The organism is Rhizorhabdus sp. GW822-FHT03C02, from assembly GCF_058801765.1.
The window spans coordinates 171,685-191,249 of the sequence record NZ_JBXANN010000002.1 but is presented as its reverse complement, the minus strand read 5'-3'; the positions used below and the strand labels follow the sequence as shown (position 1 = coordinate 191,249).

General features: G+C 67.9%; 16 protein-coding genes. 7 read left to right on the top strand and 9 right to left on the bottom strand.

Annotated elements, in window-relative coordinates; all coding sequences use genetic code 11:
• Window positions 1-22: 22 nt before the first annotated feature.
• Window positions 23-490 carry an acetyltransferase gene (locus AC1RM6_RS07960; protein WP_493099887.1) on the bottom strand — a complete coding sequence of 156 codons (468 nt, stop codon included), beginning with the start codon at window positions 488-490 and terminating at the stop codon, window positions 23-25.
• 236 nt (window positions 491-726) lie between these two features.
• Window positions 727-1,023: a plasmid stabilization protein gene (locus tag AC1RM6_RS07955; RefSeq protein WP_493099885.1), complete on the bottom strand. Its 297-nt coding sequence runs from the start codon at window positions 1,021-1,023 to the stop codon at window positions 727-729.
• Window positions 1,024-1,124: 101 nt separating this feature from the next.
• On the opposite strand from AC1RM6_RS07955, the gene AC1RM6_RS07950 reads away from it, so the two are divergent.
• Window positions 1,125-2,519 (top strand): MFS transporter, encoded by a 1,395-nt coding sequence (locus tag AC1RM6_RS07950; RefSeq protein WP_493099883.1) that lies wholly within the window; start codon window positions 1,125-1,127, stop codon window positions 2,517-2,519.
• Between the two features lie 4 nt (window positions 2,520-2,523).
• Here AC1RM6_RS07950 and AC1RM6_RS07945 read toward each other — a convergent pair whose 3' ends face one another.
• Window positions 2,524-3,036 (bottom strand): DUF3224 domain-containing protein, encoded by a 513-nt coding sequence (locus AC1RM6_RS07945; protein WP_493099881.1) that lies wholly within the window; start codon window positions 3,034-3,036, stop codon window positions 2,524-2,526.
• A 169-nt stretch (window positions 3,037-3,205) separates the two neighbouring features.
• Between AC1RM6_RS07945 and AC1RM6_RS07940 the strand changes: the two genes are divergently transcribed.
• A complete protein-coding gene (locus tag AC1RM6_RS07940) occupies window positions 3,206-5,104 on the top strand; it encodes an AI-2E family transporter (protein WP_493099879.1) in 1,899 nt (632 codons plus the stop codon).
• A gap of 24 nt (window positions 5,105-5,128) precedes the next feature.
• On the opposite strand, the gene AC1RM6_RS07935 is transcribed toward AC1RM6_RS07940, so the two are convergent.
• From AC1RM6_RS07935 to AC1RM6_RS07920, 4 genes are all read right to left on the bottom strand, one after another.
• A complete protein-coding gene (locus AC1RM6_RS07935) occupies window positions 5,129-5,641 on the bottom strand; it encodes a hypothetical protein (RefSeq protein ID WP_493099877.1) in 513 nt (170 codons plus the stop codon).
• Between the two features lie 95 nt (window positions 5,642-5,736).
• Window positions 5,737-6,051 (bottom strand): DUF3325 domain-containing protein, encoded by a 315-nt coding sequence (locus tag AC1RM6_RS07930; protein ID WP_493099875.1) that lies wholly within the window; start codon window positions 6,049-6,051, stop codon window positions 5,737-5,739.
• Window positions 6,041-7,684 carry a PepSY-associated TM helix domain-containing protein gene (locus AC1RM6_RS07925; RefSeq protein ID WP_493099873.1) on the bottom strand — a complete coding sequence of 548 codons (1,644 nt, stop codon included), beginning with the start codon at window positions 7,682-7,684 and terminating at the stop codon, window positions 6,041-6,043. The genes AC1RM6_RS07930 and AC1RM6_RS07925 overlap by 11 nt, the downstream gene beginning before the upstream one ends.
• Window positions 7,681-7,935, bottom strand: a complete 255-nt coding sequence (locus AC1RM6_RS07920; protein WP_493099871.1) for a hypothetical protein — start codon at window positions 7,933-7,935, stop codon at window positions 7,681-7,683. The genes AC1RM6_RS07925 and AC1RM6_RS07920 overlap by 4 nt, the downstream gene beginning before the upstream one ends.
• Window positions 7,936-8,063: 128 nt before the next feature.
• Between AC1RM6_RS07920 and AC1RM6_RS07915 the strand changes: the two genes are divergently transcribed.
• The 3 genes from AC1RM6_RS07915 (at window position 8,064) to AC1RM6_RS07905 (ending at window position 11,921) form a co-directional block, all read left to right on the top strand.
• A complete protein-coding gene (locus AC1RM6_RS07915) occupies window positions 8,064-10,382 on the top strand; it encodes a TonB-dependent siderophore receptor (protein WP_493099870.1) in 2,319 nt (772 codons plus the stop codon).
• 208 nt (window positions 10,383-10,590) lie between these two features.
• Window positions 10,591-11,475 (top strand): SDR family NAD(P)-dependent oxidoreductase, encoded by an 885-nt coding sequence (locus tag AC1RM6_RS07910; RefSeq protein WP_493099868.1) that lies wholly within the window; start codon window positions 10,591-10,593, stop codon window positions 11,473-11,475.
• Between the two features lie 44 nt (window positions 11,476-11,519).
• The gene (locus tag AC1RM6_RS07905; RefSeq protein ID WP_493099866.1) at window positions 11,520-11,921 is read left to right on the top strand and encodes a carboxymuconolactone decarboxylase family protein; all 402 of its coding nucleotides are present in this window, start codon (window positions 11,520-11,522) and stop codon (window positions 11,919-11,921) included.
• A gap of 170 nt (window positions 11,922-12,091) precedes the next feature.
• Here the strand turns inward: AC1RM6_RS07905 and AC1RM6_RS07900 are convergent, their stop codons facing one another.
• Window positions 12,092-14,389 carry a TonB-dependent receptor gene (locus tag AC1RM6_RS07900; protein ID WP_493099864.1) on the bottom strand — a complete coding sequence of 766 codons (2,298 nt, stop codon included), beginning with the start codon at window positions 14,387-14,389 and terminating at the stop codon, window positions 12,092-12,094.
• A gap of 91 nt (window positions 14,390-14,480) precedes the next feature.
• Between AC1RM6_RS07900 and AC1RM6_RS07895 the strand changes: the two genes are divergently transcribed.
• Together AC1RM6_RS07895 and AC1RM6_RS07890 are read left to right on the top strand one after the other, a co-directional pair.
• On the top strand, window positions 14,481-15,038 hold the full coding sequence (locus tag AC1RM6_RS07895; RefSeq protein WP_493099863.1) for a hypothetical protein: 558 nt from the start codon (window positions 14,481-14,483) through the stop codon (window positions 15,036-15,038).
• Window positions 15,039-15,041: 3 nt separating this feature from the next.
• On the top strand, window positions 15,042-16,547 hold the full coding sequence (locus AC1RM6_RS07890; RefSeq protein ID WP_493099861.1) for a PepSY-associated TM helix domain-containing protein: 1,506 nt from the start codon (window positions 15,042-15,044) through the stop codon (window positions 16,545-16,547).
• Between the two features lie 144 nt (window positions 16,548-16,691).
• Here the strand turns inward: AC1RM6_RS07890 and AC1RM6_RS07885 are convergent, their stop codons facing one another.
• Window positions 16,692-19,541, bottom strand: a complete 2,850-nt coding sequence (locus AC1RM6_RS07885; protein WP_493099859.1) for a TonB-dependent receptor domain-containing protein — start codon at window positions 19,539-19,541, stop codon at window positions 16,692-16,694.
• Between the last annotated feature and the right edge of the window lie 24 nt (window positions 19,542-19,565).

Sequence of the window (19,565 nt, the reverse complement as noted above, 5' to 3'; positions counted from 1 at the left end):
GCGCGGCGGCAAGCGCCGTCGTTCAGCCCGCCGGCGCCGAACGCAGATGGATCAGCGGATAGGGCCGCCCCTGCCCGTCGACCGCCGAGCGACCGGTGCGCACGAAGCCCAGCCGCTCGTAGAAGCCCACCGCCTGGCCGTTCTGCTCGTTGACCTCGGTGGTGATGACGGGGTGCAGCGCCAACGCATGCGCAACCAGCGCGCGGCCGACGCCGGTGCCGCGATAATCGGGATCGATGAACAGCGCCTCCATCTGGGCACCATCGAGCAGCATGAAGCCGATCGGCCGGTCCCGCGCATCGACCGCGAGCCACAGCGGCGCCGACGGCAGGAACCCCGCCACCTCCGCGCCGATCGCGATCCGGTCGGCAGGATCGAGAAAATCATGGGTCGCATCGACCGCCCTTTGCCAGATCTCCACCGCACGGGGCCCGTCGTCGGGACGCGAAGCGCGGATATCGGTCATCGGCGGCACGCGTCCTTCGGCCATGCCCGTCGCGCCATGCGACGAGGCTTCGGCGACGAAGCTATGAAACGCCGCCGGTCCGCCGCAACCTGAAAATGGCGCGCGCGCCCTGCAGATCCTCCCTAAAGCGCAGCTTTTGGGGAGGGGGACCGCGAAGCGGTGGATGGGTCTACGCAACACCGATGGCGGCTCAGCACCTTCGCCACGCCGGGGCATGATGACGCGCTAAGTGCAGGGAGCATTCGACGCTCCCCGCACACTCACCCCTTCGCCGCGTTCTTCCGCCGCGTGTCCCAGCCCTTGCGCGCCGCCGCCGATCTCTGCTCGGCCGATCCCGATTTGTGCGCCTTTCCGCCGCGCGACGACGAGACATGGCTGTCGGGCTTGCCGCGGCCCGATCCCGACCTGTTGCCGCCGCCCGATTCCTTGTTCACCGTCGCCCAGGCCCGCGCCTCGGCGGTCTTCTTCGGGACGCCGCGATCCTCATAGCCCTGCTCGATATGCGCGGCCTTGCGCTTCTGCTTGTCGGTATAGGCGTCCTTGTCGCCACGGGGCATCGCCGCTCTCCTTTCCTTTGCAGCATTTGCCGGCAATAATCCGCATCGGCGGACACCGGTTCCGGACGCCGCACGGAGAAGCGCCTCATGAGCCTGCGACCATGAACTCGGCGCTCCCCGCCCCCTGCGACGGTGCCGGCCTGCCCGACGATGGCGGCACCCGCCACCCGCGCTGGACGCTCGCGGCGACGATCCTCGCGTCGAGCCTCGCCTTCATCGACGGATCGGTGGTCAATGTCGCGCTGCCGTCGATCGGCCGCGATCTCGGCGGCGGGCCCGCCGACCTGCAATGGACGGTCAACGCCTATCTGCTGCCGCTCTCGGCGCTGCTGCTGATCGGCGGCGCCGCCGGCGACCATTTCGGACGACGGCGGATGCTGATCGGCGGAATCGCGCTGTTCGCCGGCGCCTCGATACTGTGCGCGCTGGCGGGTTCGCTCGACCTGCTGCTCGCGGCGCGGGCGATGCAGGGGATCGGCGCGGCGATGCTCATGCCGAACAGCCTCGCGATCCTGGGCAACGCCTTTGCGGGCGAGGCGCGCGGCCGGGCGATCGGGACATGGGCCTCGGCCGGCGCGATCGCCGCCGCGGTCGGGCCGCCGCTCGGCGGCTGGCTGGTCGGCGCGGTCGGCTGGCGGTCGATCTTCTTCCTCAACCTGCCGGTCGCCGCCGCGGCGATCGCGATGGCCTGGGCCTGGGTCGGCGAGAGCGCGAAGGGCGAGCAGCCGCTCGACGCCCCCGGCGCGGCGCTGGCGACGCTTGCGCTCGGTACGCTCACCTGGGCGCTGACATCCTGGTCGAGCCGCCACGCGCTGACGGCACAGATCTGCGCCGGCGTCGCGGCGGGCCTCGTCCTGCTGATCGCTTTCCTGGTCGTCGAGCATCGCCGCGGCGACCGCGCGATGATGCCGCTGTCGCTGTTCGGGTCGCGCGCCTTTGTCGGGCTGACCCTGCTGACCTTCCTGCTCTATGGCGCGCTCGGCGGCCTGCTGGTGCTGCTGCCCTATCTGCTGATCGTCGGCGGCGGCTATGCGCCGTTCCAGGCGGGGCTCGCGCTGCTGCCCTTCTCGATCGTCATCGGATCGGCGTCGCGGCTGATGGGGCGGGTTACCGAACATGTCGGCCCGCGCTGGCCGCTCACCATCGGCCCGATCGTCACCGGCGTCGGCTTCGCGCTGCTGATCCGGGTCGATCCCATGGCCAGCTACTGGACCGGCGCCTTCCCGGCGATGCTGGTGATCGCGCTCGGCATGGCCGGGGCGGTGGCGCCGCTGACGACCGCGGTTCTGTCCTCGGTCGACGGCCGCCACACCGGCACCGCCTCGGGATTCAACAGCGCGATCGCCCGCACCGGCGGCCTGATCGCGACCGCGCTCGCCGGCGCGGTGATCGCGCAATCGGGCGCGGCGCTGACCTCGGCTTTCCAGGCGGCGGCGCTGATCGGCGCGCTGCTCGCCGCCGCGTCAGGCGCGATCGCCTTCCTGACGCTGGGATGATCGCTCAGTTTTTCTCGGGCAGCGAATAAGCGAAGTCGTAGAAATGCTTCCCATCCTTGATCTCGATCGTCAGCGTCCCGCCGATCCCCTCGAGATCGCCGGTGCCGCTGTCGGGCGCAACCGTCACCGCCAGCGCGGCGCCGCCCGCCTTGGTCATCGTCCCGACATGGGCGAGGACGAAGCCGCCGCGCACCCCGTCGACGCTGCCCTGAAACTGGTCGATCGCGACATAGGCCGCCGCCGATCCCGGCTTCGGCGCGCCCGCGGCGATCATCGTGCCGGTCGCGGTGCCCGCGAGCCCTCCGGAAAAGATCTTCGACAGCCCCATCCGGCTGGTGGGGAGGCCGCCTTCGGGGCCGGCATCCTGTGCCTCGGGGCTGATCTTCACCTCGAAGCTGCCGGTGGCGTGACGGGTCATGAGCGGGACTCCAGACTGGACGGAAACGGACAGGATGAGGGCGAAGAGCGCAAGCGCGCCGCGCAGAAAGCCGGCGATCGGCGGCGCACGGTCGATCATCGGCATATCTCTCCCGCCAGCAGCGCGATCCGGACCTATCGGCGTCTATCCGACCGGTCAATCGCACCCGTCGGCGCAGATCGGGCGGAACATTCGCCCGCTCCCGAATGTCGTCGTGCCCGACGGCGAACCACGATAAGGGCGGACGATACGCAATGAAGGCCGACGCATGACCAGCTCCGACAAGATCGCCGGCTATGAAGATATCCTGACCGGTGAGCATGATGCGCCGCCCGCCGACGCCGGCGCCGCCCAGGTCGCCCCGACCTCGTCGCCCGAACTCAAGAGTCTGCTCGGCATCGCGGTCGGCACGCTGATCGTCGCCGCGCTCTATTGCGCCAAGGACGTGCTGATCCCGATCACCCTGGCGGTGATGCTGTCCTTCGTGCTGTCGCCGGTGGTCAACATGCTCCAGCGGCTGCGGCTGTGGCGCGCGCCCGCGGTGATTCTGACCGTGCTCGCCGCTCTCGCCCTGCTCGGCCTGATCGGTTCGCTGATCGGCAGCCAGGCCGCCGCCCTCACCGCCGATGCCCCGCGCTACGCCAAGACCGTCGAGGCCAAGATCGAGGGCGTCCAGGGCTTCGCGCTCGCCAAGCTCGCGGCGATCACCAGCCAGTTCGGCGGCAATCGCAAGCCGCCGCCCCATCCCGCCACGACCACCCCGTCGCCGACCGCGCCGCTCGCATCGCCGGTCCCAGCGGCCGAGAGCGCCCGCACCCCGGTCCCGGTCGAGATCGTCCAAGGGCAGACCTCGCCCTTCACGATCGCGCGCACGGTGCTCGAACCGGTGCTCGGTCCGCTCGAAACCACGGTGATCGTGCTGATCGTCGCGATCTTCGTGCTGATGCAGAAGGAGGATCTGCGCGATCGCTTCATCCGGCTGTTCGGATCGAGCGACCTTCACCGCACGATGCGGGCGATGGACGATGCCGGCCGCAGGCTCAGCCATTATTTCCTGTCGCAGCTCGCGGTGAACACCGGCTTCGGGGTGGTGATCGGCCTCGGGCTGTGGGCGATCGGCATCCCGTCGCCGGCAATGTGGGGGATCATGGCCGGGCTGCTGCGCTTCGTCCCCTATATCGGCGCGCTGCTCGCCGCGGTCGCCCCCGCCGCGCTCGCCGCCGCGGTCGATCCGGGCTGGACGATGGCGATCGAGGTGGTCGCGCTGTTCCTGATCGCCGAGCCGTTCACCGGCTATGTCGTCGAACCCTTGCTCTACGGCCATTCGACCGGACTCTCGCCGGTGTCGGTGATCGTCTCGGCGATCTTCTGGACCTGGCTCTGGGGTCCGATCGGGCTGATCATGTCGACGCCGCTGACCCTGTGCCTGGTCGTGCTCGGCCGCCATGTGAAGAGCCTCGAATTTTTCGACGTGCTGCTCGGCGACCGACCGGCGCTGACCCCGATCGAAAGCTTCTACCAGCGAATCCTCGCCAACAATCCCGACGAGGCGCTGGCCCAGGCCGAGACCCTGCTCGATGACCGGCCGCTGGTCGCTTATTATGACGATGTCGCGCTCGAAGGGTTGCGGCTGTCGCTCGAGGACATCGCCCGCGGGACGATCGATCCGCCGCGCGCTGCGCGAATGAACCGGTCGATGCTGTCGGTGGTCGAGGATCTCGACGAGCGGATCGACCGCGACCGGCCGTTCGCCGCCGACACCGGCACGGTGCTGTGCGTCGCCGGGCCGGGCCCATTCGACGAGGCGGTCGCCGCGATGCTGGTCCAGTTGCTCACCGAACGCGGCGTGCCCGCGCGGGCGATCGCCAACGCCGCGGTGTCGCGCGACGCGATCGCGACCCTCAACGTCAGCGGTGCGCCGACGATCGCGATCTGCTGCCTCGATCTCACCGGCTCGCCCGCGCAGCTGCGCTATATGATCAAGCGGCTGCGCAGCCGCGCCCCCGACGCCCCGATCATCGCCGGCCTGTGGTCGCACGGCGAGGCGGCGCTGCGCGACGAGGGGCTCCAGCGGGCGATCGGCGCCGACCATTGTGTCGGCTCGCTCGCCGCGGCGATCACTGCGGCCACCAACCCGACCGATCGGAACACTGCGATCGGCGCCTGACTTACGCCGCTCGGCAGTAACCCGTCAGGCCGCGAGCGGCAGCGGTATCATCGGCGACAGATTGGTCGCGAAGGTCGCCAGCCATAGTGCGTCGGACCGGGCCCGGTGCCGGATCGGGAATTTGGTGTTGGCGGCCGCCACCGCACGACGCGTGTCGTCCGGTCCGGTGCGATCGACCAGCTCGGCGATGTGGCGAATGCGGAAAGCCGGCGGGCGGCCGGCGGCATCGGCCAGGGTCGCGAGCCAGAGGCGGTCGAAATCATGATCGGCGATGACGTCGCGACCGCGCGCAATCGCGTTGAGTTCGGTCAGGACGTCGATGGCCGGCCGGCCGTCGCGTTCAAGCGTCGCCCGGTCGATGCCGTGGAGGCTCTCCGCTTCCTGCGCCCAGGTCCAGTCGGCCCAAGCCGGCGCCGGACGGATCAGCCAGGCGCACGACCAGCCCGCGCCGTCGGCGAGGCCAACCTCTATCGGGAAGGAACGCCCATCGCGCGGCAGGCACGAGGCCTCGAAATCTATGAACAGCGGCTCTGGCATGCGGTTTCTACGACAAGGCTTCGCGCAAAGGCGCACAGCAACTTCGACGATGCGGTATAGCCCATGTCGGTTAACAGGCCGTGAAGGTTAGATGATCAGCTCAGCCCCGCCAGCACCGCCGCCGGCAGAGCGACCAGCGCCCCCGAAAAGGCGGCCTGCGGCCAGCGCGACAGCAGCAGCACCATCACCGCACCGGCGAGGCAGAGCATGCCCGTCCACGCCGCCGGTCCCTGGGTCGCGCCGAACCGGACCAGCGATACCGCGAAGGACAGCAGCAGCAGCGCCGCGCCCACCCATCGATGGGCAGGCTGCGGCAGGAACGACAGCGCGCGCGCGTCGCGATGGCGATAGGTCGCCCGGGCCAGATGGGCGAAGCCGGCATAAGCGAGGAAAGCGCCCTCAAGCGGCATCGATCGCCTCCCGCGCCGACAGATCGACCTTCGGAACCGGCCGCGCGCGGCGGACACGCGCTACCGGTTCGCGCAGCTTCGACGCCCGCCATGCGGCGAAGCCCAGCAGCGCGGCCATCGCGATCATCACCGCATCGAACGCCACGAACAGCCCGTCGCCGCGCAGGATCGAGGGCAGCAGCCCACGGTCGGTGGTCAGCATGTTGACCACCGGCACCGCGGCGAAGCAGACCGCGGCGATCGCCAGCGTCTCGATCCACGCCCGCCGGACCGGGCGCAGCAGCGACAGCGCAGCGAGCCCGAACCAGGTCCAGAACATCGCCGCCACCTCGAGATCGGCCCGGCCGGCCAGCTGCGGCGGCACCAGCCGGTTGGCGAGCAGAAAGGCGGCCATCCCCCCCGGCAGGCAGGCGACCGCGGCGATGTTGAGCCGCTCGACGATCCGGAAGCCCATGAACGGGCGGGCGCCCGGCTTGCGCCGCTTCGCGGTCCACAGCAGCAGCCCGGTGCCGACCATCGCCGCGCCCGACAGGCCGAGCAGGAAATAGGTCCAGCGCAGCACCGGTCCCGCAAACATGCCCATATGCAGCCCCAGCATCACCCCGGCGGTGGCGATCGCCGGCCCCGGCGCGGGCGATGCGGACAGCCGCCGGCCGTCGCCCCCCGAATAGACGATTGACCGGCCGCGCGCGTTGAGCGTGTCCGCGCCGCTGCGTATGACCATGATCGTCGCCGAGGCATCGTTGGGATTGACCACGACGACGCGCGCCGGGCGACCGCCCTGCCATTCGCGCGACGCCGCCTCGACCAGCGGCGCCACTGCCACCAGCGGCGCGGGCCGCCCGAGAAAGGCCGCGCCATCCTCGGTGCCGAAGGCATCGGCGGCGAACGCCGCGGGCGCCTTGTAGTTGGCGACCACCGGCCACGGCATGTACATCGCCACCAGCGTGATCAGCCCGGTATAGGTGATCATCGCGTGGAACGGCAGCGCCAGCACTGCCGAGACATTATGCGCGTCGAGCCAGCTGCGCTGCCCCTTGTTCCAGCGCAGCGTGAAGAAATCGGCGAAGATGCGCTTGTGGGTGATCACCCCCGAGACGATCGCCGCCAGCATGAACATCGCGCACAGCCCGGCCAGCCAGCGCCCCCAGGGATGCGGCAGCTGGAGCTGGAAGTGGAAACGGTAGAAATGCTCGCCGCCGCGGGTGTCGCGCGCTGCGAGCGGCTCGCCGGTCGCCGGGTCGAGCCGCAGCTCGGGCTTGCGCGGCGGCTTGGGCACCTTCGGGTCGGGATTCGGGCGCGCCCGTGTGAAGATCCGGGTCGTGGTGGTGCGATCGTCGGGCAGCAGGATCGTCCACTGCTCGTCGTGCGGGGCGACGCGCTGCATATGCGCGACCGCGGTCGCCGCCGCCCGCGACGGCGCGACCGCCGCCACGTCGATCTCGGGCTGCATCCAGCGGGTGATCTCGGGGCGGAAATAGCTGGCGGTGCCGGTCAGGAACATCGCGAACAGGATCCAGCCGGCGAGCAGGCCCAGCCAAGTGTGGATCCACGCCATCGACTGGCGCCAGCCGCCGACCGGCTCTGGCGGATCGGGCCGCCGGACCTCGCTCGCGATCGGCTGCGCATTCATGGCCGCACCCCGATCAGGAACAACAGCCCGATCGATCCCACCGCTATGCCCCAGATCGCCGCCGCCACCACCACCAGCCGCCGCTCGTGGAACGCCCACAGCGCGATCAGCGCATAGAGCAGGAACGACATCGTCATCCCCCAGGCGGTCGCTTCGACCCGCGCGATCGGCAGCAGCCGGGCGCACAGCGTGGCGAGCCCGGCAGCCGCGGCATAGCCGCCCACCAGCGCGGTGGCACAGCGCCCCGTCATCGCCATTCGCCCGCCAGGGCGCCGCGTCGCTGTCCGCTTGGCCATTGTCCATCCCGTCTTGCATCGAACCGATCATGCCCGTAGCAGCCTTTGCGAATCATTATCAATATCAGCAAAGGGGAATATCTGTGTCTTCGCTTCGCCTCCGCCGCTCTCCGGCGCGCCTCTCGCAGGCGGCCTTGCTCGCCGCGATCCTCGCTGCCCCCGCGCCGGTGCGCGCCGCTGAGGCCGAAACCGCCGATGCCGCCGCCGAGGCCGAGGCCGACGAGACGCGCGACACGATCGTCGTCACCGGCGTCCAGGTGAAGGGCACCGGTTCGGGCACCAAGACCGACACCCCGCTGATGAAGACCGCCCAGACCATCACCGTGATCGACAAGGAGGAACTGGTCGCCCGCAACGTCCAGTCGATCAACCAGGCGCTCGGCTATGTCGCCGGCGTCTCGACCAACCAGCGCGGAGCGATGGTGACCCGCTACGATCAGCTGATCGTGCGCGGCTTCTCGCCGGGCCTCTATCTCGACGGCATGCGGCTGATCGCCGGCCCCTATTCGACCCCGCAGACCGATTTCAACCGGATCGACCATATCGACGTGGTCAAGGGCCCCGCCTCGGTGCTCTACGGCAACTCGACCCCGGGCGGGCTCGTCAACCTGACCAGCAAGACCCCCGAGGCGAACGCCTTCGGCCGGGTCGAGCTGCAAGCCGGCAACTTCGCCAGCAAGCGGGTCGCGGCCGATATCAACCAGCCGCTCGACGCCGCCGGCAAGCTGCGCTTCCGCATCGTCGGCGGCTGGCAGAAGGCCGACGGCCTGACCGATGGCACCTTCGCCGAACGCTATCATGTCAGCCCGATGCTGAGCTTCGTGCCCGACGACGACACCAGCCTGACGCTGATCGCCGCCTATCAGCATGCGCCGTCGGGCGGCGGCTATTCGGGGGTGCCCGCCTATGGATCGGTGCTGCCCAATCCGGCGGGCACCCTGCCCCGCGACGTCAACACCGGCGATCCGGGCTACGAGCGCTACAACCATCACCAGCGCTCGATCGCGGCGATGTTCCGCCACGACTTCAGCGAGCATCTGAGCTTCCGCTCGAACAGCCGCTACCAGAACAACGAGCTATCCTACCGCCAGATCTATGTCGGCGGCTTCGCGACCACCGGCACCGGGGTCAACCGCAACAGCAATTTCGCGATCATCACCCGTGGTGGCGGCGGCGCCGACGAGGATTTCGACACCTTCACCACCGACAATCATCTCAACGCCAAGTTCGACACCGGTCCGCTCAACCACAATATCCTGCTCGGCCTCGACTATCAGGACATCAGGGGCGAGAATTTTCAGCAGTTCAACACCGGCGTGACGACCAACCCGCTGACCAGCATTCCCAATCTCAGCCTGTTCGCGCCGGTCTATGGGCTCGGCCTGCCCAGCCTCGACCTGACCCAGCTGTCGGCCGCCTATGTCAACAGCTACACCAAGCGCGACCAGACCGGCCTCTACCTCCAGGACCAGATCGCGATCGGCAAGCTGCAGCTGATCGCGAGCGGCCGCTACGACTGGTACAATCAGACCAGTCTCAACAAGCGCGCCATCGGCACCGAAAATGCCGTCACGACCCTCAAGCAGACCGCGTTCACGATGCGGCTCGGGGCACTTTACGAGCTGCCGTTCGGGGTGTCCCCCTATGTCAGCTATTCGGAATCGTTCGAACCCCAGTCGGGATCGACCTATCTGGGCGTTCCCTTCGATCCGGTGACCGGCCGCCAATATGAAGCGGGGGTCAAATATCAGCCGGCGGGCACCAACGCGCTGTTCACGCTGTCGGCCTATGACCTGCGGCGCCAGAAGGTACCGGTCACCGATCCCAACGCCGGCAATGGCACGATCCCGAGCAACGCGCAGATCCAGATCGGCGAGGTGCGGGTGCGAGGTATCGAGTTCGAGGGCCGCGGCGAGGTGACGCCGGGGTTCGACGTGGTGGTCGCCGCCGCTTATACCGACGCGATCATCACCCAGGGCGCGCCCGCCGCCGGGATCAGTCCGACCACCACCGGCACCCGCCAGCTCGGTACCCCCAAATATTCGGCATCGACCTTCCTCACTTATGACTTCGATCGCGACGGCGCCGCCGGCGGCGCGCTCGCCGGGCTCAACCTGGGCGGTGGCGTCCGCTATGTCGCCGGGTCAGACGGCATCACCACCTATGCGGTGGTCAATGGCGCCTCGGTGTTCCAGCGCTTCCACACCAAGGGCTTCAGCCTGGTCGATGCGGTGATCGGCTATGATCTGGGCAAGGCCGACCCGCGCTTCGACGGGATCAGCCTCGCGGTCAATGCCGCCAACCTGCTCGACAAGCGCCATGTCAGCGCCTGCCCGTTCACCAACAGCTGCTATTTCGGCGCCGCGCGCACCGTGATCGGATCGGTGCGCTACAACTGGTAGCGCCGCCAGGGCCCTGCAGCGCCGATCGGTGCGGCGGGGCCTTTTCCCTGCGGCCGGCCTGCAGGACCAGCGCGAAAACAGTCCACCATAGAAAACACTCTATATCCATATTCGTACTAGAATCTCGCATCTATATTGCATATCAAGTCCCTTATACAAAAAACATGGTGCCCCTGCGCCATGGCCAACGAGAGGGACCTGAGAAGCGATGACCGCACAGCACCCCCATGCCGCGAACGAAGCCGATATCTTTTCCGGACGGACCGCGCTCGTCATCGGCGGCGGCAAGAATATCGGCCGGCAGATCGTCCTCGAATTCGCGCGGCGCGGTGCGCGGGTCGCCGCCGCCGACCTCGACCTCGACAGCGCGCGCGAGACCGCGGCGCTCGTCGCGGAGATCGGCGGACAGGGTTGCGCGGTCCAGTGCGACGTCGCCAGCGAGGCGTCGATCGGCGACTGCGCCGCGCAGGCCGAACGCGAACTGGGGCCGGTCGACATCCTGGTGAACAATGCCGGCATATTGAGCGGCGGCAACCCCGAGGACATCCCCGTCGCCGGCTGGCAGCAGATGATGGACATCAATTTCTTCGGGATGATCCGCGCGATCGAACATTGTCTGCCGGCGATGATCGCACGCGGCAGCGGCCATATCGTCAACACCGCATCCTTTGCCGGCCTCTATCCCTTCGCATCGAGCCGCATCCATTATGCGGCGTCGAAGGCGGCCGTGCTGTCGATGTCGCAAAACTTCGCGCTCTATCTGGCACCGAAGGGGGTGAAGGTCAGCTGCCTCTGCCCGGGTCCGGTGATGACCACCTCCAATATCGGCATGAAACATTATTCCGCGGACTATCTGATGCGGGGTCCCGGCAGCGGCCTCACCGTGATTTCGCAGGCGGACGCCGCCCGGATCCTCGCCGACGGGATGAAGGACGGCCGCATCATCATCCCGACCCATGACGAGCTCTGGGACACCCTGCCCGCATGGGCCGCCTCGCCCGATGCTTTCATCCGCGCCAAGGCCGCCGAGTTCGAAGCCGGCGATTCGGGCCGCCCGCAGGTCCCGGCGCATTTTCTCGAGGGACGGGGCTGACCACCGGACGCGCCGCGCGCGACCAGCATAGCGAGGAGACGATTATGACGACCCCAAGCGAGAAGGGCATGGAATTGTTCGAGACCTTTCATGGTCCCGAAATGGCCGACGGCCTGGCGCGCTATATCGAGACCGACAGCTTCGGCGTCGAATGCGCCCGCTGGTCGCGCGATTTCTCGTTCGGCACCGTCTGGGGACGCGAGACCATCGAGCGCAAGCTGCGCAGCAGCGCCATCCTCGGGATGACGATCGCGCTGCGGCAGTCCGACGAGATCCGGCACCACACCAAGATCGGCATCAAGAACGGCCTCACCCGCGCCGATATCGAGGAAATCCTCTACACCACCATCCCCTATTGCGGCTTCCCCGCCGCAAACGTCGCCAAGGCCGCGATGCTCGCCGCCTTCAAGGAACTCGACGAAGCCACTGCGTCCTCCGAAGGCTGATCGGCGCGATACGCGCTGACCGCCCCCCTCCGACCTGTCGGCCTATGCGCGACTTGGCCGGTCAGGCCCCTCTCCCATTTCTTGGGAGAGGGTAGCGAGAGGGCCTTCTTCTGCCTTCTTCGAGATTGATCCGGCAGAAGGCTTCCCGGCCCCCTGCCCGTACCGCCGCCTCAGAACTTCCCCTCGAAGCTCAACCCCACCACCCGCGGTTCGTACAGGCTGCCGCGCGTCCGGCCGTCGAAATCGACGAAGAACGACGCCGGCTTCTGGACGTTGAAGATGTTCGACACGGTCAGGAAGACGCCGAGATTGTCGCCCTGCCAGCCGAGCTTCGCATTGACCAGCGTGCGCGCCTTGATGTCGCGATATGCCTGGTCCTGGGTGTCCTGATAGAAGGCGCTGCGATAATTGGCGTTGAGGTTCGCGAACAGCCCGCTCGGCGCATGCCAGGTGGCGCCGCCCGACAGCGTCCAGTGCGGCGCATTGGTGAACTCATTGCCCTCCGCCCCCTGGAACAGCTGGCCGAGGCTGACATTGAACTCCTTGAACTTCGTATTGCTGTAGCCGAGCCCGGCATAGAGGTTGAGCGTCGGCGTCGGCCGGCCGCTCAGTTCGAGCTCGAACCCGTAGAGCCGCGACTTGCCGGCGTTGATCACCTGGGTGTCGAACACCGCCCCCGGGGTCAGCTGCACCGACACCTGCTGGTCGCGCCAGTCGATCCAATAGGCATTGGCATTGACCGTCAGCTTGCGGTCGAACCATTGCGAGCGCAGCGCCAGCTCGTAATTCCAGGTATATTCGGGATCGAAATCATAGGATTGCGCGCGCTGCTGGTTGAGGCCCGAGCCACCGGCGCGGTAGCCGCGCTGTGCCGTCGCGCTCAGCGAGACGTCCTGCGCGAAGTCATAGGTGATGCCCGCCTTGGGCAGCCATGCCTGATAGGTGACCTCGTGCACCGGCTCGACGCTGTTCGCATTGGCTGCGGTCGCGCGCAGCGTCGCGTTGAGCTGGGTGATGACCGGCCGCAGCGCCGCCGGCACCGCCGCCGGATCGGGCAGCGCCCCCGAGATCACCACCGTCTGGGTCGCCCCGCGCAGCTGGCTTTCATGATCGTAGCGCAAGCCCGCGCGCAACCGCAGCCGGTCGGTGATCGGGAAGGTCAGATCGGCGAAACCGGCGTAATTCTTGGTCAGCCGCGGCCGGGCGAGGCTGTTCTGGATCGGCACCGCGCCGCCGCTATAGAGGTTGATGACGGTATCGACGGTCGCCTGCGGCAGCCCGAGCGCGAGCAGCTGGCGATCGACCCCGAGCCGGCGCAACTGCAACACCTGAGTCGCCGCGAAATAATAATCGCGATTGTCGTCGCGCAGATAATAAGCGCCGATCAGCCCCTGCACCCAGCCCCGGTCGATGTTGAGGCGCAGTTCCTGCTGGAAGGTCTTGTCGGGATCGGTCACCCGGCTGATCGCCCCGGTGGTCGGGCTGCGATCCGAATCGGCGATCGAGACATAACGGATATCGCTGTAATTGGTCGTCGAACTGAGGCTGACCCCCTCGGCGAGGTCGTAGCTCACCGCCAGCGTGGCGATGTCGCTCTTGACCGTCACGACATCGGCGACATCCTCGGTCGCGATCCGGTCCTTGAGCGCATAGGGCGCGTCGAACTCGCTGTAGAGCGTGCCGCGGCGATGGCGGTCGTGCATGAAGGTGCCGACGACCTTCAGCCCCGGCAGCGCCTCGGGGGTGAGCAACAGCTTGCCGCGCACCGTTTCCGAACGGCGCTTGTCGGCATCCTCGTTGAGCGTCCGGTTGAAGATCAGCCCGTCGCTGCGCGCGACCTCGCCGGCCAGCCGGAACGCGATCTGCCCGTCGACGATTGGCCCGCCGACCGCGGCCCCCGCGCGCCGCTCCCCGGTCTGGTCGGTCATCAGCAACCGGAAGCAGCCACTCCAGTCATAGGTCGGATCGGCGGTGCGGATGATCACCGCGCCGGCCAGCGCGTTGCGCCCCTGCACCGTCGACTGGGGTCCGCGAAACACCTCGACCTGGGCGATGTCGTAAAGGTCGAGCGGCCCGACCGTCAGCGCGGTGCGCGGCAGCACCGCGCCATCGAGATAGACGCTGGCCAGCGCACCGTCGCCGCCGCCCGACACGTTGAACGCATCGATGCCGCGGATCGTGAAGCTGGTGCGATTGCCGTTCACCGCGAGGTTGGGGGTGCGTTCGAGAATGTCGTAGACGCTGGTGAGATTCTGGTTGGCGATCGTCTCGGCGGTGGTCACCGCGACGCTGGCCGGGGTCTTCTGCAGCGTCCGGTTCGACTTTTCGCCGGTGACGACGATCTCGCCGCCCTCGGGCTGGGCCTCGTCCGCGGCGACCAGCGTCGCCACCGGAACCGCCGCCTGCGCGAGCGCGATTGTCGACGAGGCGAGCAGAAGCAAGCCCGTAACCGGACGAATGATAAGCATGTGATGATCCCCCTTGTTGCCGGCCCGATACAATTGAAGGATATTGCGAGTCAATCGCACTATCGATAAGACCGCCCAAAAAGGGGACCTGATGACCGATATGTTGTTGATCGCGGTGGCGCTGCTGGCGTCGCTGGGCGGGCTGTTCCTGCTATGGGCGGGATGGCGCCGCGGCGCGCCGATGCGCGCGCGGATCGCCGGCGCGGCGTTGCTCTGGGCGGTGTCGACAACGATCTGGATCGGGCGCTTCGGCGCCGAGATCGGCATCCCGCTCGCACTCGAGACCGCCGCCCTAGTCGCCTTCGCTTTCATCCTGACCCGAATCGAACGACGCGAAAGCCGACCGCCGCGCGAACGCAGCACCGACGCTCCCCGGACATCGCGCTGGCGCTGGCTGGTCGGCACCGCGCGCACCCTCACCGCCGGCCCGCTCGGCCTGGCCGCGGCGATGGGGATCGCAGTGCTGTTCGCCACCCAGGCGCCGCTCGCCGAACAGACAAGGTTGATCCTCGCCGGGCTGATCGTCCCGTCGCTCTGGTCGGGCGCGATCGCCTGGACGCTGTGCCACCGGCGGCTGCCGCTGCAGGCGGCGACGTTCGCCGCGATCGGCGGCGCCGGCTTCGGCCTGACCCTGTTGACCGGAGCCTGATAAATGCGCCTGCCCCGCCTCTCGGCCGACTTCACCCGATCGCTGCTCGCCGGCCATGGCCTGATCGGCGTGACCTTCGGCGCGGTGATCTATGTCCTGTGCCTGTCGGGCGCGCTGATCGTGATGGTCGACCAGCTCAGCTTGTGGGAGCGGCCGCGGGTGCCGGTGGTCGAAAGCGTTTCGGCGGCCCGGCTCGAAACCGTCGTCGCCGATGCTTTTGCCCGCGCCAGGGCCGCCGGCGTCGCCCACGACATGTTCGTCAACACCCCGACCCCCGAACTGCCCCATTTGACCGTCGGCGCGTTCGGCGAGGGTGGCGAGGGCGGCAATCATCTCATGTGGAGCGTCGACGCTGCCGGCCGGCTCGGCCCGGAGATCGAGACCCCCTGGGTCGCCTTCGTCCAGCAGCTCCATTTCAACCTGACCGTCCCCGGCGCGATCGGCCGCTATCTGGTCGGGATCTTCGGTACCCTGCTGCTCGCCAGCCTGGTGACCGGCATCCTCGCCCACAGGCGGATCCTCAAGGATGCGTTCCGGCTGCGCTGGGGCGGATCGAAACGGCTCACCAACGCCGATCTCCACAACCGCATCGGAGTGTGGGCACTGCCCTTCCACCTGATCGTGTCGCTGACCGGATCGCTGCTCGGCCTGTCGGGGCTGATCATCATGATCCTCGCGCTGGTCGCCTTTCGCGGCGACCAGACCCGGGCGATCGCTGCGCTGCTCGGACCGCAGCCGACCGAGGATGCCCGCCCCGCGCCGCTGCCGGCGCTCGTGCCGATGCTCGCGCGCATCGACCGCGACATGCCCGGCGCGCGAATCAGCCAGTTGCGTTACGAGCATATCGGCACTGTCGGCCAGCAGGTGACGATATCGATGGCGGCGCCGGGCCATTTGTCGACCGCCGAATCCTATGTCTTCGCCCCCGACGGCCGGTTGAAGCACAAGGCCGGCTTCACCGACGGCAATGCCGGCATGCGTATCTACGGCATGGTCACCCCGCTCCACTACGGCACCTATGGCGGACTGCCGCTCAAGCTGATCTATGCCGTGCTCGGCGCCGGGCTGACGATGATCGTCGCCACCGGCGGCCAGGTCTGGCTCGCCCGGCGGCGCGACCAGGGCCGCGCGGCGCCCCGGCTCGAACGGCTATGGGCGGCGCTGGTCTGGGGCCAGCCGCTGGTGCTCGCGCTTGCCGCCCTCGCCGATCTGGTCGCCGCGGTGCCGGCCATACCGCTCTATTGGGGCGCGACCTTCGCGACCTGGATCGTCGGGCTGGCGCTGCGCGATGCCGATCATGTCACACGGATGCTGCGGATCGCCTGCGGTGCGACGCTGGTGGTGCTGGTCGGCAGCCATATCGCGCGCAACGGTCTGAACCAATCCGCGACGATCGGCGTCGACCTTGCCTTCCTCGTCATCGGGGCGGTGCTGCTGTTGCTGGCGAACGGGTGGCTGAAATCGGCGAGCGGATCGGGCAATCGCCCGATTCCCGCCGCCGCGGAATAGCAAAACGCCGACAGAGGCTTCGTCCCTCTGCCGGCGCCGCCCACCCCCTCTTCCTTCTGCCCCGAGGCAGGAGGAAAAGCCGGATCATATCTTCAGGCGGCGGGCGGAACCGGCCGCTCGCCGGTTCCACCCGCCATCGTCGCGTCAGAAGCCGTAGGAGAGGCGCAGATAGCCGAACTGCCCCGGCAGGTCATAGGTCGTCGGATCGAAATTGGCGCTGTCGCAAGTGTAGCAAGCCGGCGGCGCCTTGTTGAAGACGTTGTTGACGCCCAGCGTCAGCCGCAGGCGATGGTCCATCCAGTCGGGCGAGAAGTAGAGCTGGACGTCGCCGTAGAAGGTCGCCTTCATCGTGTGGACGCCGTCGCGCTCGTCGACCTTGCTGATGTAGCGGCCGGTGAAGGACGCGCCATAACCCGCGGTCGAGAAATCGAGCGTGCCGTTGAGCTTGAAGCGCGGATAGGCCTGGTCGGGGCTGCCGCGTTCGGTGCCCGCGAATTTGAGCGGCGGCGAACCCAGATCGGCCGGCGGCAGGACATTATATTTGAGCAGATAGGCCGCGTTGAGCGTCAGCCCGACGGTGCCGTCGGCGACCTGCGGCGATCGGTAGGTGAAGGTCCCATCGAGACCGTCGGTCTCGATGCCGTTAAGGTTGAGCAGCCGTCCGCTGATCCCGGCAATGCTGCCATTGGCGGTACGGGTGATCGCGGCACAGCTCACCGGATCGGCGTTGAACGCGCAGCGCGACAGCGTCAGCGACGCCGGCACCGAGTCGATCGCGTTCTTCAGCTTGATCTTGTAGTAATTGACCTCGAGGCTGAGCGCGCTCGACCAGCCGCTGCTGCGTGCCCAGCCGGGGCTGTACACCCCGCCCGCGGTCCAGGTCTTGGCGGTTTCGGGCTTCAGATTGACGTTGCCCTGCGAGAACACGCCCTGCTGGCCGCCGGTCGGCTCGGCATAGCTGCCGTTCGCCGGCACGCCGTTGGCGATGCAGTTGGCGCGCACGGTCGGATTGGTCTGGAACGACCCGCCCGCCGCGCTGGTGCACGGATCGTTGATCGTGGCGTCGGTGCGCGACAGCCCGGCATGGAGTTCGCCGATGCTCGGCGCGCGCAGGCTTTCGGCGAAGCCGCCGCGGATCAGCAGGTCGGCGGTCGGCTTCCACAGCCCCGACACCGTGAAGGTCGTGTTGCTGCCGAAGGTCGAATAGTTCGAATGGCGGACCGCACCGTCGAGTTCGAGCTTCTCGAAGAAGCTCTTGCCCGACAGCAGCGGCACGCGAACCTCGCCATAAACCTCGTCGACGTTGAAGCCGCCGCGCGACGGGCTGGTCGGAACGTCGGCGCCCAGGCCCGCGACGATGATCGCATCGGGATCATAGCTGGCATATTGGTCGCGATGCTCGAAGCCGATCGCGACCCCGACCGGGCCGGCCGGCAGGTCGAACAGCTCGCCCGAGAGGTTCGCGGTGAAATCGGCCAGCCGCTGATAGCTCTTGTCGCGTTCGTCGAACGTCACATAATCGAGCATCGCCTGGGTCACCGATCCGGCGCCCCCGAAGATGTTGAACGGCACGCAGGCGCCGGTGCAGGCCGAAACCGGGCCGAGCGCACGGGCGAGATTCGCCGCATTGACGTTGCCGGTGAACAACTGGTGCGCATCGTTGATGCCGTAGACGCCGTTGACGTCCCAATACCATTTGCGCTCGCCGATGTTGAACGAACCGTCGACCGTCAGCGTCGCCGACATCGTGTCGACGCTCTGGGTGAAGACGCGCTGTCCGGCCTCGACGAAGCGCCGGCGGATCGTCGAATAATTGGCCGGGGTGCCGTTGGCGCCCGACGACAGGGTCACGCCGAACGGATTGAACGGGTTGGTCGCGTCGACCGAGATCGTGTCGAGCAGATTGCCGTTGCCGGCATCGGGCCCGATGAACAACGGCAGGAACGCCGCCTCGGTGCGCGAATTGCGGCGGTTGTACAGCACCTTGGCGCGCATGTTGATGCTGTCGGTCAGCTCCTGCTTGAAATTGGCGAACGCGCCATAGCGCTCCGACGGGGTCAGCAGATAGTTGAACGGCGCGAAGTTGAACGAATCCGCGCCGGTATAATTGCGGAAATCGGTCGGGAAGACCGCCTTGCGGCCGAGCACGGGGGCGACGAGCGTCAGGCTTTGTCCCAGCACGTCGAAACGGCCGTTGGGAATCGCGCTGCTGCAACCCGATGCCGGGCCGCCGCAGGGGACATTGTCCGGGTTCGGGAATTGCGAGATCGACCGGTCGGCGGTGCGCACCGCCGACTGCTTGGCGTAGCTGCCGCCGAACACCAGCGAGGTGCCGGTCTCGGGCGACTGGATCCCGTAGCTCGCCTCGTAATTCTGGGTATCGCCGTCTCCGGCGCGATATTTGCCATATTGCGCCGACGCCCGGAGCCCCTTCTGCCCCTGCTTGGTGATGATGTTGACCACCCCGGCGACCGCATCGGTGCCGTAGAGCGGCGACGCGCCCGATTGCAGCACCTCGACCCGCTCGATCAGATTGGTCGGCAGCGTGTTGAGATCGACCGAGGCGGGGATGCCGCCCGCCGCCGAGCCGTTGACGAAGCGCAGCCCGTCGACCAGCACCAGCGTCCGCTTCGCCGCAAGATAGCGCAGGTCGATTTCGGCCGAACCCGAGCTGACCCCGGTGCCGTCGGGCGGGCCGCCGATATTACCGGCATTGTTGACCTTGGTGTTGAGACCGCCCGCGGCGCTGGGAAGACGCTGGAGCACGTCGGCGACCGAGGTCAGGCCGGTCTTGGCGATGGCTTCGGCATCGACGATCGCGACCGGCTTGTCCTGATCGAGCGGGTCGCGGCGGATGCGCGATCCGGTGACGACGATCATGTCGCCATCGGCGGCATCGACCGGCGGGGTGCTGGTCTGGGCGGCTGCGATCGAGCCGTCGAACAGGATGCAACAGGAAAGCAATGCCGCGCGCCGCGCCTTGGATCTCATCATGGATCAACCCCTTATTCTTCCCTC